Source organism: Azospirillum himalayense (assembly GCF_042657465.1).
Lineage (GTDB): Bacteria > Pseudomonadota > Alphaproteobacteria > Azospirillales > Azospirillaceae > Azospirillum > Azospirillum himalayense.
Map to the genome: position 1 here is coordinate 1 of NZ_JBHSLC010000017.1, position 15,337 is coordinate 15,337.

Annotated in this window: 12 protein-coding genes; 6 read left to right on the top strand and 6 right to left on the bottom strand. The window is 66.9% G+C overall.

The window, feature by feature from the left end:
- Positions 1-324: 324 nt before the first annotated feature.
- Entirely contained in the window at positions 325-1,338 is a 1,014-nt protein-coding gene (locus tag ACFPMG_RS11315) for a lysylphosphatidylglycerol synthase transmembrane domain-containing protein (protein ID WP_376995228.1), read from the top strand.
- Positions 1,335-2,858 (top strand): glycosyltransferase, encoded by a 1,524-nt coding sequence (locus tag ACFPMG_RS11320; protein ID WP_376995229.1) that lies wholly within the window; start codon positions 1,335-1,337, stop codon positions 2,856-2,858. The genes ACFPMG_RS11315 and ACFPMG_RS11320 overlap by 4 nt, the downstream gene beginning before the upstream one ends.
- Positions 2,859-2,895: 37 nt before the next feature.
- Here ACFPMG_RS11320 and ACFPMG_RS11325 read toward each other — a convergent pair whose 3' ends face one another.
- The 6 genes from ACFPMG_RS11325 to ACFPMG_RS11350 form a co-directional block, all read right to left on the bottom strand.
- The gene (locus ACFPMG_RS11325; RefSeq protein WP_376995230.1) at positions 2,896-4,014 is read right to left on the bottom strand and encodes an NAD(P)/FAD-dependent oxidoreductase; all 1,119 of its coding nucleotides are present in this window, start codon (positions 4,012-4,014) and stop codon (positions 2,896-2,898) included.
- Positions 4,015-4,165: 151 nt separating this feature from the next.
- Positions 4,166-7,321 carry an FG-GAP-like repeat-containing protein gene (locus ACFPMG_RS11330; RefSeq protein ID WP_376995231.1) on the bottom strand — a complete coding sequence of 1,052 codons (3,156 nt, stop codon included), beginning with the start codon at positions 7,319-7,321 and terminating at the stop codon, positions 4,166-4,168.
- 495 nt (positions 7,322-7,816) lie between these two features.
- Positions 7,817-8,185, bottom strand: a complete 369-nt coding sequence (locus ACFPMG_RS11335) for a hypothetical protein (protein ID WP_376995232.1) — start codon at positions 8,183-8,185, stop codon at positions 7,817-7,819.
- 99 nt (positions 8,186-8,284) lie between these two features.
- Positions 8,285-8,953 (bottom strand): 4-carboxy-4-hydroxy-2-oxoadipate aldolase/oxaloacetate decarboxylase, encoded by a 669-nt coding sequence (locus tag ACFPMG_RS11340; protein WP_376995233.1) that lies wholly within the window; start codon positions 8,951-8,953, stop codon positions 8,285-8,287.
- Between the two features lie 81 nt (positions 8,954-9,034).
- Complete coding sequence (locus ACFPMG_RS11345) at positions 9,035-10,537, bottom strand: tripartite tricarboxylate transporter permease (protein WP_376995234.1); 1,503 nt, start codon at positions 10,535-10,537, stop codon at positions 9,035-9,037.
- Positions 10,537-10,968: a tripartite tricarboxylate transporter TctB family protein gene (locus tag ACFPMG_RS11350; RefSeq protein ID WP_376995235.1), complete on the bottom strand. Its 432-nt coding sequence runs from the start codon at positions 10,966-10,968 to the stop codon at positions 10,537-10,539. The genes ACFPMG_RS11345 and ACFPMG_RS11350 overlap by 1 nt, the downstream gene beginning before the upstream one ends.
- A 575-nt stretch (positions 10,969-11,543) precedes the next feature.
- Between ACFPMG_RS11350 and ACFPMG_RS11355 the strand changes: the two genes are divergently transcribed.
- The 4 genes from ACFPMG_RS11355 (at position 11,544) to ACFPMG_RS11370 (ending at position 14,598) form a co-directional block, all read left to right on the top strand.
- The gene (locus ACFPMG_RS11355; protein WP_376995236.1) at positions 11,544-12,122 is read left to right on the top strand and encodes an NUDIX hydrolase; all 579 of its coding nucleotides are present in this window, start codon (positions 11,544-11,546) and stop codon (positions 12,120-12,122) included.
- A 1-nt stretch (position 12,123) separates the two neighbouring features.
- Positions 12,124-12,279, top strand: coding sequence for a hypothetical protein (locus tag ACFPMG_RS11360; RefSeq protein WP_376995237.1), 156 nt, complete (start codon positions 12,124-12,126; stop codon positions 12,277-12,279).
- 370 nt (positions 12,280-12,649) lie between these two features.
- A complete protein-coding gene (locus ACFPMG_RS11365) occupies positions 12,650-13,342 on the top strand; it encodes a TVP38/TMEM64 family protein (protein WP_376995238.1) in 693 nt (230 codons plus the stop codon).
- A gap of 50 nt (positions 13,343-13,392) precedes the next feature.
- Positions 13,393-14,598: a glycosyltransferase family 4 protein gene (locus ACFPMG_RS11370; protein WP_376995239.1), complete on the top strand. Its 1,206-nt coding sequence runs from the start codon at positions 13,393-13,395 to the stop codon at positions 14,596-14,598.
- Positions 14,599-15,337: the final 739 nt, after the last annotated feature.

Sequence of the window (15,337 nt, forward strand, 5' to 3'; positions counted from 1 at the left end):
CGTGCTGTGGCGCAACAGCAACGACGACACCATCGCCGCCTGGCGCTCCTTCGACCAGAACGGCGCCATCGGCATCGAGCCGCGCATCATCGCCAACGCCGCCGGCTGGACCCCCGTCCGCATGGCCGGGACCCTCGCCGGAGCCGGATAAGCCGGGACATGGGCGCCTTCACGCCCAGTTCCCTGTCTGCCCGAACGCAATGCTCATGGCTTTTCCGGGGCATTGCGGCGCTTCCGGTGGTCATAACGCCAGAATGGATGCTTATGGACGCAGGCTAGGCAAAACGGTAGAGTGCCCGGCCATTTTTCGGGGCTTTGGGTGTTTTGAGCAGTCACGACGTCAGCCTTTCCACGACGGAGCCGGTCGCGCTGCCCGCGCCGAAGCCGGGCGGGCGCTGGATGCTGGGTGCCAAGCTGGCGGTGACGATTGCCGTGCTCGGCTTTCTCGCTTCCAGCGCGGACTGGAGTGGCGTGCTGGCACGCATCGCCGGTGCCGACCCGGCATGGCTGGCCGCCGGCTTTCTGGCCAAGATCCTGGCCGCGGTCTGCGCCGGGGAACGCTGGCGCGACTCCCTGCGCGCGGCGGGGGAGCGTGTCTCGCATGGGTTGGCGTTGCGCCTGATGTTCACCGGGCTGTTCTTCGGCCAGGTGCTGCCGGGGGCGCTTGGGGGGGACGTGGTGCGCGGCTGGCTGACCTACCGCGGCGGCCTGTCCTCGTCGGCCGTCGTCCTCGCCTTGGTCATGGACCGGCTGCTCGCTCTGGTCGGCTGCATCGCGCTGCTGTTCGTCGGCCTGCCGCACCTTGTCGCCGCCGCGCCGCCGGCCGTCGCCTGGGCCGGCCCGTTCGCCGCTTTCCTGCTGCTGGGAGGGCTGGTCGCCGGCATCCAGGCGGACCGCATTCCCCTGCCGTCCTTCGCCAGGCGTCCGCCCGTTCTCGCGCTGCAGGCGCAGGTTGCCCGCCTGCGCGCGGCGCTGCTGAGCCGGGCTGCATTGAGCGGCCTGCTGCACAGCGTGGTCGTGCATGTCTGCACCGTCGCCGCGGTGGTCGCCTACGCCCGCGCCCTGGCACTGCCGGTGACGGTCGCCGACGCCGTGGCGGTCGTGCCGATGACCATCTTCGCCGCGGCGCTGCCCCTCTCGCTCAACGGCTGGGGCGTGCGGGAGGGGGCCTTCGTCGCCGGCTTCGCGCTCTATGGCCTCGGCGCGGCGGAGGCTCTGGTCCTGTCGCTGATGATCGGCCTGTCCGTCACCCTGTCCTCCCTGCCGGGCGGCCTGTTCTGGCTCGGCCTCTCGGGCCGCCGCAAGGCGCGGTCCGGTGCTTTCGGAACGTTTCCATGAACCCCACGACCCTCGAACACTCCGACCGGCACGACACCGCGCCTGGCAGCCATGCCGATGGCCATTCCGGCACTGAGGCGAGCCACCCCCTCAGCCCACGCCAGGAAGCCGTACGCGCCCTGTTCGAGACGCTGGCCCCACAGGTCGAGCGCTGGGCCGCGCGCAACGCCGCCTTTCACGAGGCCGACCGCGCCTACTTGCGCTTTCTGGTGCCCGACGGCGCCAGCGTGCTGGAGGTTGGCTGCGGACTGGGCGACACGCTGGGCTTTCTGAAGCCCTCGCGCGGCGTCGGCATCGACATCGCCCCCGGCATGATCCAACGCGCCCGCGAGCGCCACCCCGGCCTGGAATTCCACGTCGGCAACGCCGAAGACCCCGCCGACCTTGCGCGCATCGCGGGGACCTTCGACGTCATCCTGCTGTCGGACACCATCGGCTTCCTGGACGACTGCGAGGCGACGCTGCGCCTTCTGCACCGCTTCTCCACGCCGCAGACGCGCATCATCGTCAGTTATCACAGCCGCGCCTGGGAGCCGATCCTGGGCTGGGCGGAGCGGCTGGGGCTGAAGATGCCGCAGGGCCAGCACAATTGGCTCAGCACCGCCGACACCATGAACCTGCTCGACCTCGCCGGCTGGGAACCCGTGCGCCGGGAATGGCGCCAGTTGGTGCCGCGCCGGGGATTCGGTCTGGGGACGCTGGTCAACCGTTGGATCGCGCCGCTGCCCGGCGTGCGGCGGCTGTGCGTGCGCAATTACGTGGTGGCGCGGCCGGCGGTGGCGGAGAGCAGCCCGGCGACGCCGCCGTCCTGCACGGTGCTGGTCCCCTGCCGCAATGAACGCGGCAACATCGAGAACGCGATCCGCCGGCTGCCGCGCTTCTGCCCGGACCTGGAGGTGATCTACGTCGAGGGCAACAGCCGGGACCAGACCTACGAGGAATGCCTGCGCGTGCGCGACGCCTACCCGGACTGGGATATCAAGGTGCTGAAGCAGCCCGGCAAGGGCAAGGGCGACGCGGTGCGCGCCGGCTTCAACGCGGCGCGCGGCGACATCCTGATGATCCTGGACGCCGACCTGACGGTGCCGCCGGAGAGCCTGCCGAAGTTCTACCAGGCGATCGCGTCGGGCAAGGGCGAATTCATCAACGGAACGCGTCTGGTCTATCCGATGGCTGACCAAGCGATGCGTTTCCTGAACTGGGTGGCGAACCGGACCTTCGCGCAGATCTTCTCGTTTCTGCTGAACACGCGATTCACCGACACGCTGTGCGGCACGAAGGTGCTGTGGAAGCGCGATTACGAGAAGATCGTGGCCAACCGTCATTACTTTGGCGACTTCGACCCGTTCGGCGATTTCGATCTGATCTTCGGCGCCGCCAAGCTGAATCTGAAGATTGTCGAGGTGCCGATCCGCTACGCCGACCGCACCTATGGCGAAACCCAGATCAGCCGCTTCAGCCATGGCTTCCTGCTGCTCCGCATGGTCCTGTTCGCCTGGAAAAAGCTGAAGGCGTTCTGAGCGGCGCGCACGGGCCGGGACAAGGTTGGGGGCCACGTCAAAGCAGCTGGTCCGCCACCTCCCCGGCGATGGCAAGGCAGGAGGTCAGGCCCGGCGATTCCATGCCGAAAAGATTGACGAGACCGGCGACGCCGTGCGCTTCCGGTCCCTGGATCAGGAAATCGGCTTGCGGCTGGCCGGGACCGCTCAGCTTGGGGCGGACGCCCGAATAGGCGGGCACCAGCGCGCCGTCGGGCAGGCCGGGCCAGTAGCGGCGCACCTCGCCGTAGAAGGCATCGGCCCGCTTGGGATCGACGGCGTAGTCGATGCGATCGCAGCGGTCCCGGGCCAGCCATTCCACGTCGGGACCGAAGCGGGCTTGACCGGCGAGATCCAGCGTCAGGTGAACGCCGAGCCCACCCTCCACCGGAATCGGGTAGACCAGCCTCGCGAAGGGGGAGCGGCCCCGCGCCAGGGCGTAGTAGTTGCCCTTCGCCAGAACCCGCGGCGGAACGAGGCCGGCCGGGAACCCCTCCAACCCACGCGCCACGTTCCAGGCACCCAGCCCAGCGGCGTTGACCAGCATCGTGCAGGCGATGCGCATCGGTTCCGCCCCGCCGACCTCCAGCTCGAAACCGTCACCGATCCGGTGCGCCCGTTCCAGCGGACTATGGAAGGCCAGCATGGCGCCTGCATCCTCCGCGTCGCCTTGCAGGGCCAGCATCAGACCGTGGCTGTCGATGATGCCGGTGGACGGCGACACCAAGGCACCGACGCAATGCAGGTTGGGTTCCAGCGCCTTGGCATCGGCGGCGGAGATCTCATACAGGTCGTCCACGCCGTTGGCCGCCGCCTGGGCGCGGATGGCCTCCAACCGGGGACGCTGGCTGTCGTCGGTGGCGACGATCAGCTTGCCGATGCGGCGATGCTCCACACCATGCTCCCGGCAAAAGGCGTAGAGCGCCTCCCGCCCGGCCACGCACAGCCGCGCCCGCAGGCTGCCTGTGGGATAGTAGATGCCGGCATGGATGACTTCGGAATTGCGCGAGCTGGTGCCGGTGCCGATGGCGTCCTCCGCCTCAAGGAGCACCACCTCGATTCCCGCAAGCGCCAACCGCCGGGCAACCGCCAACCCGATCACCCCGGCCCCGACCACCACACAGCCCACACGCTCCATCTCTCGCTCTCTCCGTCCGGCGATGGACCGCCATAGAAGCCGCAGAACGGCCCCGCCCACAAGGGACACGGACAGGAACGATAGGGCCGGATGCGAAAATGCCGGGCGTCTCCGCCCGGCACCTTCGCAACGTCGGGAATGCCGTTCCCGCTCAGCCTGCGCCGGTCATGTTGCCGCCCAGGGAAACCGGGCTCATGCCGCTCGCCGTGGTGATGACGCGCGGGTCGATGCCGATGGCGCCGCCCTGATCGACCGAGTTCCATGCGGCCACCGTGCCGTCGGTGTGCTGCCACAGAATGTCGGAGCGGCCGTCACCGTTGTAGTCGCCCACGCCCTCGATCGCCCAGTCGTTGGACACGCCATCGACGACCCGGGCTTCGGTGGCGGTAAAGCCGTCCATTTTCCAGATGTCGACCTGCTCGGTGGTGCGGTTGCGGAAAATGATGTCGGCCTTGCCGTCGCCGTCCACATCACCGAGGCCGCCGACCTGCCAGTCCCCCCCAGCCTGCAGCGATGTCGCTCCGGCTTGCGTCAGCGTGGTCCCGTCCATTTCCCAAAGGCCGAGCTCATGGGTCGTGCTGTTCCGCCACAGCAGGTCGGCCTTGCCGTCGCCGGTGAAGTCGGCGGCGCCGAGCACTTCCCATTCCGGCGCCACAATGCCCAGGGACGCGGTGCCCGCGATCTGCGAGCCATCCATCTGCCATATCCCGACTTCGTTGGTCTGGCTGTTGCGCAGCAGGATGTCGGCCTTGCCGTCGCCGCCGAAATCGCCGGTCGCCACCGGAGCCCAATTGGGATCGATGCCGCTGGCAACCATGGCCGTCCCGGTCACGGTCGGGCCATCCATCGTCCAGACGCCGACATCGCCGCTGTTGTTGTGACGCCACAGCAGGTCGGTCTTGCCGTCGCCGGTGAAGTCCGCCTGCCCCATGACGCTCCAGTCGGCGGGAGCGGCGATGCTGACCGCTTGGCCGGTCACGGTGCCGTTCACCGTGCTGACCAGATTGAGCTCACCGGTCTGTGCGTTGAGCATCAGGATGTCGGCGGTGCCGTCACCGTTCATGTCCGGCCCATGCCACGTCTGCAGCGGCTCGGCGGCCGGTTGCATGAGCGTGATGCTGGAACCGCTCACCTGGAACTGGTTCGCCGCGAAGCTGCCGGCCAAACGCAGCGTCACATCGGCGCCGGCCGTCGCGTCCGTACCGATGCGCAGCAGGGTGACGCCGTTCACCGTCTCCACCTGCACCTGCCCGGCGGTGAGTTGGCTGCCGTCGCCGGCGGTGACCGCGCCGGCCATCGCCGTGCCGGTGATGGTGAAGACGTCGCCGCCGGTGGCGCCCGTGATGCCGCCGGTGAAGCCATTGGCCTGGGCGGTGGTCATCGTCACCGTGTGGCGCACGCTGCCGGTCAGCTCCAGCCTTTCCACGCTGGTCAGGATCATGCCGGAGATGTCGATCTGCGGCGTCGCCGTGGTGATCTTGTTCTCCGGGTCGGCAATGTTGTCGGAGCTGATGCGCAGCGTGTCGGTGCCATCGCCGCCATCGAAGGACACGGTTCCGGCGTCGCTCTGCGCGGCGATGATGAAGGTGTCGTTGCCCGCCCCGCCCTGGATGACGTCGGCCTCCGGCAGGGGGTCGTGGGCGCCGCTGTAAAAGACGTCGTCGCCATCGCCGCCGATCATCGTGTCGACGCCCCAGTCGCCGATCAGCGTGTCGTTGCCGGTGCCGCCGTCGAGCATGTCGTTGCCGCCGCCGCCGGCCAGCAGGTCGTTGCCGTCCTCGCCGTACAGCATGTCGTCGTCGGCCCGCCCGAAGGCCCTGTCGTCGCCGCCGCCGCCGTAGATCGTGTCGTTGCCGGTACCGCTTTCCATCGTGTCGTTGCCGGCGCCGCCGATCTCGACGTCGTTGCCGCCATGGCCCCAGAACCAGACGCCGTCGTCGTTGGCGACCAGTTGGTCGTCGAACTCGCTGCCGATCCAGCGCTCGATGTTGGTGAAGCTGTCGCCCGCGGCGTCGCCCGTGCTGTTCGCCGGGTTGCGCAGATCCAGAACGACGCCCGCGGTGGCGTTCGCGTAGGTCACCTCGTCGAAGCCGTCGCCGCCGTCGAACACGTCGGCCCCGGCCCCGCCTTCCATGGTGTCGTGACCGATGCCGCCGATCAGCGTGTCGTTGCCGTCGCCGCCGTACATCAGATCGTTGCCCTGGCCGCCGTCCATGCTGTCGTCGCCGGCGCCCCCGTACATGGTGTCGGTGTCCCCTTCACCGAACAGGGTGTCGTTGCCGGCGCCGCCGTCGAGCATGTCGTTGCCCCAGCCGCCGTAGATCAGGTCGTTGCCGTCCTCGCCATAGAGCACGTCGTTGTCGGCACGGCTGTAGATCTGGTCATCACCGGCCCCGCCATAGACGGTGTCGTTGCCGTCGCCGCTCTCCATGGTGTCGTTGCCGGCGCCGCCGATCTCCACGTCGTCGCCCGCATGGCCCCAGAACCACACCGGGTCGTTGCCGGCCACCATGGTGTCGGCGTAGTTGGAGCCGATCCAGCGCTCGATGCCGGTGAAGCTGTCGCCGGCGGCATCGCCCGTGCTGTTCGCCGGGTTGCCGATGTCGATGACCATGCCGGTGGTGGCGTTCTCGTAGGTGACGATGTCGAAGCCGTCGCCGCCGTCGAACACGTCGGCCCCGGCCCCGCCGTCCATGGTGTCATGGCCGAGTCCGCCGATCAGCGTGTCGTTGCCGCCGTTGCCGATCAGGACGTCGTTGCCCGCCCCGCCATCCACGAGGTCGGCGGCATCATCGCTGCTCAAGGTGTCGTTGCCGGTGGTCGCGGTGCCGGTGACGGCCAGCACATGGTTCCAGCCATCGGCCCCGGCGAGAGGGGAGGCCGCCATCACCGGCGCCGTCCACGCGTCCAGCCGCCAGGAGGCGCCCCGCGCAGCCGGCCCGACGGGCCCCGTGGCGGCCGCGACCGCGGCGCCTGTGGCCGCGGCCAGACGGTCAAGAAGGCGGCGCCCCGTCTCGCCCATGGCGGCGTGGCAGGCGTGGATGTGGATCTCCGTGCCACGCGCGTCCGGCCAGGAGCGGTCGAGCAACGATTGCGCGTCCAGCGGTCGGGCGCCCAGCCGGACCCGCCCCGGTTCGCCATGGGCGACCAGATGGACAGCGGTTGGTCGCTGGGCGAGAACCTCGGCCAGAATGGCGTGGACATCGTCGGTGGCGGAGACGAGCGTGACCTGAACGTCGGGACGACGGGAGCCGAGCAGCCCGTCGAGATCCTCGATCCCAGCGTCCGCGATGATGACTTCGTTCAAGGGAAACTCTCCGTGGATTCTGTTGTGATCATTTTGGCATCCCGTCGCATCGTTCGCGGTTACGGCAAAGCGGGATGCCATATGACATGATTTTCCACGGCATAATCTTGCAATTCCCTAATAAGTAATAACTCATACTTATCTGCGGGACTAGCATTATAAGTCCATGAATTGATAGTAGCAGTTTATGGTGATTAATCACTTCAGATTGACTTTAGTCTTTGGACCAAGAGATGATCCTTGCGAGGAGGATGTCGACGCAATCGATATCCCTACTCCGTATTTTCAAGAGATTTTGGGGAGGGGAATGGATGTGAGACGGCTGTGCCAGCCGCCCTTTCGTGGTGCGTCCACCCCATCCGATGTGCGGCGACGTTGGCGCATAATCGTCGGAGGCTTGGGAAAAGCCTTTTTCAGCTCGTCATGCAGGCTGCCCGTCCAGGCACAGCTTCTTCTCCACGTCTCGCCAACCGCACCGGTCTTTCGCCCAGGTCTTCAGGCCTTGATCCAGGTCTTCAGCCCTTGATGATGCGTGTCTGCCCAGACGAGTTGGATCGCGGGAAACCGCAGGCGCACGCCCGCCGGTAGGAGCATGCACCTCACCTTCAGAAGATCGCCTTCCGTATCGACCAAGGTCTGCCGCTTTCCTCCGCTGATTTTGTTGCCGCCATCATAGCCGCACGGGCCGCCGCATTCGGCTGCCTTGACGGATTGACGGTCGATCGCCGCGGCCGTTGGTTGGGTTTTGCGGCCACGCCGCACATCCGCGATGCGTTCCTTTCGTGAAAATCTTCGAAACGACAGCCCGCTCTGATCGGTCGAATCTGTTGGAGACCGCTCCGGCCACAGGCGATCGTCCCCCATCGTGATGACGTGGCATGCCTCGATCGACGGCGTGTTTGGGTCCTTTGCCAAAAAGGCATATGAGCGGAAGATTTATTGAGTTTTCTTCTCGACAGCCTCTCAGAGAGTGATGCCGCCGGCCTGCAGATCGGGTTCCAGCTTCAGCGCCTCGACCGTCGTCCGCCCGGCGCGGAGCTGGGTGCGCAGGCCCTCCTCCATCCGCTCGCGCTCCGCCGCCTTGGCGAGCGTCGCGGCGGCCTCGGCCTGGGGCACCACGACCACCCCGTCGTCGTCGCCGACCAGGATGTCGCCCGGCATGACCATCACGCCGCCGCAGACGATGGGGGTGTTCACGTCGCCCGTGGGCTGGGTCTTGGTGGTGCCCTTCATGCTGGTGCCCCGGCAGAAGACCGGAAAGCCCATCTTGCGGATGGCCGCGGCGTCGCGCACGCAACCGTCGATCACCAGCCCGGCCAGACCCCGCTCGATCGCCGCCTCGGTCAGCACATCGCCCCAGGGGCCGGCCTCGGTCATGCCCTTGAAATCGACCACCAGCACGTCGCCCGGACGGGTCAGCGCCATGGCGGCGTGGATCATCAGATTGTCGGTGGGGCCCGCGGACACGGTCACCGCGGTGCCGAACAGCGTCATGCCTTGGTAGAGCGGCTTGATCGGAAAGGACATGGCGCCCTTCTTGCCCATCGCTTCGTGCAGCGTGGCCGGGGACTGGCCGCGGAAGGCGGCGAGCAGATCGGGAGCGGGGCGGAGGAATTCTTTGATGACGGTCATCGGGCAGGCACCTTTCGCGGCGGGAAGGCCGTCCATCCTCTGGAAGGCGGGGTGGGCGGAGCGAAGAAAAAGGCTCGGGGCTCACTCGTCCTTGAAGGCTTCGTCGCGGCGGCGGCGCACGGACGGCAGAACCATCAGGAGCAGCAGGAGACCGGCGGCGGCCAGCAGGCTGCCGCTGATCGGGCGGGTGGCGAAAACGGTGGGATCGCCGCCCGACAGCAGCAGGGCGCGCCCCAGATTCTCCTCCAGCATGGGCCCCAGCACGAAGCCCAGCATCAGCGGCGCCGGCTCGCACTCCAGCTTGCGCAGCACATAGCCCAGGACGCCGAACAGGGCCATCAGCAGGACGTTGAAGCCGTTGTTGTTCAGCGTGTAGGTGCCGATGCAGCAGAAGACCAGGATGGCCGGGAACAGATAGCCGTAGGGCACCTTCAGCAGCCGCACCCACAGTCCGATCATCGGCAGGTTCAGGATCACCAGGATCACGTTGCCGATCAGCATGCTGGCGATCATGCCCCAGAACAGCTCCGGCTGCTTGACCATGATCTGCGGCCCCGGCGTGATGCCGTGGATGGTCATGGCGCCGATCATCAGGGCCATGATGGCGTTGGGTGGGATGCCCAGGCTGAGCATTGGGATGAAGCAGGCCTGGGACGCGGCGTTGTTGGCGGCCTCCGGCGCGGCCACCCCCTCGATTGCGCCCTGGCCGAAGCGTTCCGGCCGGCGGGCCAGCTTCTTCTCCAGCGAATAGGCGGCGAAGGAGCCCAGCGTGGCGCCGCCCCCGGGCAGGATGCCGAGCAGCGCCCCCATCACCGTGCCGCGCACCGTCGCCGGCACGGCCTGGCGGATGTCCTCGCGCTTCGGCCACAGGCTGGCGATGGGGGCGGTGGTCCGCCCGGCACCGCCGGTCTGCTCCAGGCTGCTGATGATCTCCGCCAGCCCGAACAGCCCCATGGCGAGCGGCACGAAGTCGATGCCGTCGTAAAGCTGCGGCAGGCCGAAGGTGAAGCGCGTGTCGCCGGAATTGACGTCGGTGCCGACCATGCTCAGCAACAGGCCCAGCAGGATCATCGCGATGGCCTTCACGACCGCCCCATGCGCCAGGGTCACCGCCCCGATCAGCCCCAGCAGCATCAGCGACACATACTCCGCCGGCCCGAAGGCGAGCGCCACCCCGGCCAGCGGCGGACCGGCCACGGCGATCAGGAGCGTGGTGACGATCCCGGCGAACAGCGAGGCGAGCGCCGCCGTGGCGAGCGCCACTCCGGCCCGGCCCTGCCGTGCCATGGCGTGGCCGTCCAGGCAGGTGACGACGGACGAGGATTCGCCGGGCAGGTTCACCAGGATGGCCGTCGCCGACCCGCCGTACTGCGAGCCGTAGAAGATGCCGGCCAGCATGATGAGCGCGCCGACCGGCGGCAGGTGGAAGGTCAGCGGCAGCAGCATCGCCACCGTCGCGGTCGGTCCCAGACCGGGAAGAACGCCGATCAGCGTGCCGATCAGCGCCCCGCCGAAGCACAGCAGCAGATTGTCCGGAGACAGCGAGACCGACAGGCCGAGCAGAAGATTGGCGATCAGCTCCATCACGGTGACACCCACAGGGGCCACACCCGCAGGGGCAGGCCCAGCCCCCAGACGAACAGCGCGACACAGCCCGCCGCCAGGGCGCCGCCCAGCAGCACCAGCGGAACCGGGCGCAGCCTCTGTCCGGCCAGATTGCCGAGCCCCACCAGGATCAGCACCGCCGGCACCAGCCCCAGCGTCTCCACCGTTCCGGCGAAGGCCAGCACCGCCGCCGTCACCCCGACCAGCGGGCGCCAAGCCCAGGACGGCAGAGCGGTGCTGTGAAGCGGAAGGCTGCGTCCGGCCACCACGGCGCCTGCCAGCACCATCAGCAGCCCGATCATCCGTGGGAAGAAGCCGGATTGCACATAGGCCAGCGTTCCGGTCGGCCAGGCGCGCCCCAGCCACAGGGCGCCCAGCCCGAAGGCCACGATCAGCAGGCCGGCAGCCAAATCCTGCGCAGCCCGGACCGGAACCCGCAGAGGCGCTCCTCCATCATCCGCAATGGCCGGCGCAATGGCTGGCAGCGTGTTTTCGGGCGCGCTTCGCGCGGTGCCGCGAGGGGGGGCGAACGGACCGTGGGGCGGGGCGGACGCGGAAGAGGATGGGCGGAGGTCTGAGAGGGGTAGGCTCGGCATGGGGCTTCGACGGCTTTCAATGGGCGGCTTTCGGGAGGGGTGCGGCTGGGGTCACCGGTCCATCGCTTTCACAAGCATAAGGATAAAATTTAACGCATAATCTTTACTGATCGTTGTCATTCCATCCTAGTGAGATTACCAAAAAGAGCAAGAGTGTCGATAACGCGCCGTTTTCTAACTCGTGCGATCCCATATATGAGGTTTTTCGCTTGCCCTATTGACTGGTAAGCGCCTGAACGATTTATGAGTGTTATCGAATGCACGCGGCATGGCGGAATCCGGAGGCCGCCCTTTCATGTTTCTTGCCCCGGCGGCCCCTGCCCGTTACCCAGGGCGCAGCGCGAACAAGAACACGCCGTGAGCAAGGATAAGACGAAGGAGACCCAGGGATGACGCGCCGCCTGCGCCCGTGGACTGTGCTCGAAAGCCGCGAACTGCTCGACGCCGATCCGTTTCTGAAAGTTCATGTCGAGACGGTGGAACTGCCCGACGGGCGGGTCATCCGGGACTACTACCAGTTCGACATGCCGTCCTTCGCCTGCATCTTCGCCGAGACGGAGGACGGGCGCGCCATCGTCTACCGCCAGTACCGGCATGGTCCGCGGCGTGTGAACCTGACCTTCCCCGGCGGCCATCTGTCACCGGGCGAGGATCCGCTGGAGGCGGCCCGGCGGGAGCTTCTGGAGGAGACCGGCTTCGTCTCGGACCACTGGATGGCGCTCGGCGGCTACACGGTCAACGCCAACCAGGGCGGCGCGGTGTCCCACATGTTCCACGCCACAGGCTGCCGCCGGGTCGCCGATCCCCTGTCGGACGACCTGGAGGAAACGGAGATTCTGTTCATGACGCGGGAGGAGCTTCTGGCCGCCGTCGGACACGGCGAGATCGCCCTGCTCACCCAGGTCGCCCTGGTCAGCATGGTGTGGCAGGCCGACATCCGGGCGGCGCTCGCGCGCCGGCACCCATGACGTGATCATCCGTGACGCGGCGCTGCTGGCCTGCGTGCAGCAAGGCGGCTCTTGCAGACTGAAGCGTGAGCTTGGCTTTACTGATCTTTATCAAAAAATAGGTATGTCCTCGGAGCAGATCGTCTGTTTACGCGCTGTTAATCAAATCAGCTCATAAATAGCCTCACCAAGTTCACTTGGTTTCCTCCCTCCCAAAACTAGGCTGCGCCTCACCGGCTGCAGCCTTTTCTTTTTCCGATATCTGCGATCCGGTGGGGTGGGTTGAGGGCGGGGTATTTCCGGCAATGGGGACTCACCGAGGGCTTGACCTTTGCTGCGATGCAGCATAGATTGATTCCCGGATGCCCTTTGGGCGTTTCCTCCCTAGACTTGAAGGCCGCGCCGTCCTGGCTGCGGCCTTTTTCTTTCCCACCGCCCGCGGGGCACGCATACCGTCGGGAGCGCGATCGTCTCTCGCGGTGCGGTAGCGCCCGTGATATGCAAGCCAGACCAGCGAACCCCAATCCGACGGATCAAAGGCCCGCACCATGGCCGAACGCCACACGCCTTCCCTGTCCACCCTCCGCAACCTGGGGCGGGGGCTGCTCGTCCTGCTCCTGCTCGGCGGTAGCGGGGCTTGGTGGGCGTGGCATGGGGCCTTCGGGATGGACGCCCTCCAGGACATCCTGCGCCACCACCCCGCGGCGCCGATCCTGTTCCTGCTCCTGCACATCCTGGCCAGCCTGCTGTTCTTTCCACGCTCCGTCATGGCGATGGTCGCCGGGTTGGTCTTCGGCGTCTGGTGGGGCGGGGTGCTGGCGGCGGCAGGCAGCGTGATCGGCGCCTCCACCGGCTTCCTGCTGACCCGCTACGTCTGCGACGGGCTGGTCCCGGCCCTGGACGGGGCGCGCTGGGGCGACATCCTGCGCCGGCTGGAGACGGGCGGCTGGCGGGCCGTCGCCATGCTGCGGCTGGTCCCCGTGCTGCCGCACAGCGGGGTGAACTACGCGCTCGGCCTGACGCGGGTGCGGCTTGGTGCCTACGCCTTCGGATCGCTGATCGGACAGTTGCCGATGACGGTAGCCTTCGTGCAGTTCGGGGCCGCGGGCGACCACGCCCTGGCCGGCAAACCGGACTGGATCGCGCCGACCGTCATCGGGCTCAGTCTGCTGATCCTGTCCGTCCTGCTGCCGAAGGTCGGGCCGAAGCTGCGGGAGAGGTTCGGCGCCGGGCGCGCCTGACGGCGGCGCCTGTCCGATTCCTGCACGTGTCCGGCCCCTGCGGAGGCACCATGAACATCGTCTTCATCCACCAGAACATGCCCGGCCAGTACAAGCATCTGGCCGCCTCCCTGGCCGCCGATCCGGCGAATCGCGTCGTCTTCATCACCAAGCGTGCCGACCGGGAGATCCCGAACGTGCGCCGCCTCTCCTACCAGCCAAGCCGCACCGCGCGGGAGAACGCGCACCCCTATCTGATCTCCACCGAGAACGCGGTGCTGCACGGCCAGGCCGTGGCCCGGCTGCTGATGGGGCTGCGCGAGGAGCGCTTCCGCCCCGACGTCATCGTCGGCCATCCGGGCTGGGGCGAGACCCTGTTCGTCAAGGACGTGTTCCCCAACATTCCCTATCTGAACTACTGCGAGTTCTTCTACCGCGCCCAAGGGCTGGACGTCGGCTTCGACCCGTCGGTTCCGGTCAATGTGGACACGGTGCTGCGTCTGCGGATGCGCAGCACACCGCTGCTGCTGTCTCTGGAAGCCTGCGACCGCGGCATCGCCCCCACCCAATGGCAGCGCGACTCCCATCCAGCGCCCTTCCATTCGAAGATCGAGGTCATCCACGACGGCGTGGACACCGCTCAACTCCTGCCCGACCCGGACGTCCGCGTCACGCTGCCGGACGGCACGGTGCTGACGCGCCAGGACGAGGTGCTGACCTACGCCGTGCGCAACCTGGAACCCTATCGCGGTTTCCCCAGCTTCATGCGTGCCCTGCCGCGCATTCTGGAGGCACGACCCAAGGCCCATGTGCTGATTGCCGGCGGCAACGAGGTCAGCTACGGCTCGGCCCCCCCTGGCGGGAAGAACTGGCGGGAGACCATGCTGGCCGAGGTGCCGCTCGACCCTGCCCGCGTCCATTTCCTGGGGCATCTCCCTTATGCCCAGTACCTGTCCATTCTGCGGGTGTCGCGGGCGCACGTCTACCTGACCTATCCCTTCGTCCTGTCCTGGTCGATGGTGGAATCCATGGCGCTCGGCTGCGTGGTGATCGGCTCCGACACCGCCCCGGTGCGGGAGGTGATCCGGCATGGGGAGAACGGGCTGCTGGCCGATTTCTTTTCTCCCCAGGACATCGCCGACAAGGCCGTCGCGGTGCTGGAGGACCCCGGCGCCTTCGCCCCGCTGGCCCGCAACGCGCGGGAGACAGCGGTGGAGCGCTTCGACCTGCCGCGCTGCCTGGAACGCCAGATCGCGCTGATCCGCGGCATGGCCTAGATGCCGTAACGGGCCGCGCCTGAAGCTCTGGCTTGGGCGGGCGGCTGCCCCCCGTGATGATGCGAAAAACGGAGTCCGAGCGGATTGGCGTCCCGTTGAAGCAGAACGGCGTGCGCGTGGCGTGCGCCTGAGCCGATACGACACATCGGGGCGGGTCATTCCGTTCGGCGCCGATCATGAGCGCTCCTGGCATTGCCGCAGGTTGCGATTCAATCTGCCATTCCATGGGCGCATCGCCATTGAACAATGCGGCGGCTGGACCAAGCACTGACGCCACATCGCAATTCGATCCGACAAGATCGCCTTCGTGTTCTCGCTTGGATCAAACGCGCCGTGATCCGCCGATCGCTGCACCGGCTTTGTTCCTCAGGAGCAATCTGAGTTTTCACGCAATATTTGCTTCAGATAATTCTTTTTGTCTTGTAATTACCATACACCTCCTCTGCATCAAGTCGTTATGAAGTTTTTCTTTATAACGCCCAGAACAAAACCCCGCCTGTATTTTTCAATTGACGCCCAGCCGGTGATCTATCAATTTTCCGTTGTTGGCGATTATTGCGGACGATATCCAAGAGTGCTGCCCAAGAGAGGCGATGGAATGGTATGGGAAGCGGCATTTTCCGCCTTCCAATATTATCGCCATCGTTGCAATCGGTTCTTGGAGTCGGCCGTCATGTTCGGCATCGAGCGGTGCGCAGGGTCCATGTCGGGCAATCCGCTGCGCTGATAAACAAGGCCC

What these genes read in the sequence shown, in the direction of transcription:
- ACFPMG_RS11325 (WP_376995230.1), bottom strand. Translation starts at nt 4,014, where the DNA reads ATGGAGCGTGTGGGCTGTGTGGTGGTCGGGGCCGGGGTGATCGGGTTG.
- ACFPMG_RS11335 (WP_376995232.1), bottom strand. Translation starts at nt 8,185, where the DNA reads ATGGGGGACGATCGCCTGTGGCCGGAGCGGTCTCCAACAGATTCGACC.
- ACFPMG_RS11355 (WP_376995236.1), top strand. Translation starts at nt 11,544, where the DNA reads ATGACGCGCCGCCTGCGCCCGTGGACTGTGCTCGAAAGCCGCGAACTG.
- ACFPMG_RS11365 (WP_376995238.1), top strand. Translation starts at nt 12,650, where the DNA reads ATGGCCGAACGCCACACGCCTTCCCTGTCCACCCTCCGCAACCTGGGG.
- ACFPMG_RS11340 (WP_376995233.1), bottom strand. Translation starts at nt 8,953, where the DNA reads ATGACCGTCATCAAAGAATTCCTCCGCCCCGCTCCCGATCTGCTCGCC.
- ACFPMG_RS11370 (WP_376995239.1), top strand. Translation starts at nt 13,393, where the DNA reads ATGAACATCGTCTTCATCCACCAGAACATGCCCGGCCAGTACAAGCAT.
- ACFPMG_RS11320 (WP_376995229.1), top strand. Translation starts at nt 1,335, where the DNA reads ATGAACCCCACGACCCTCGAACACTCCGACCGGCACGACACCGCGCCT.
- ACFPMG_RS11345 (WP_376995234.1), bottom strand. Translation starts at nt 10,537, where the DNA reads ATGGAGCTGATCGCCAATCTTCTGCTCGGCCTGTCGGTCTCGCTGTCT.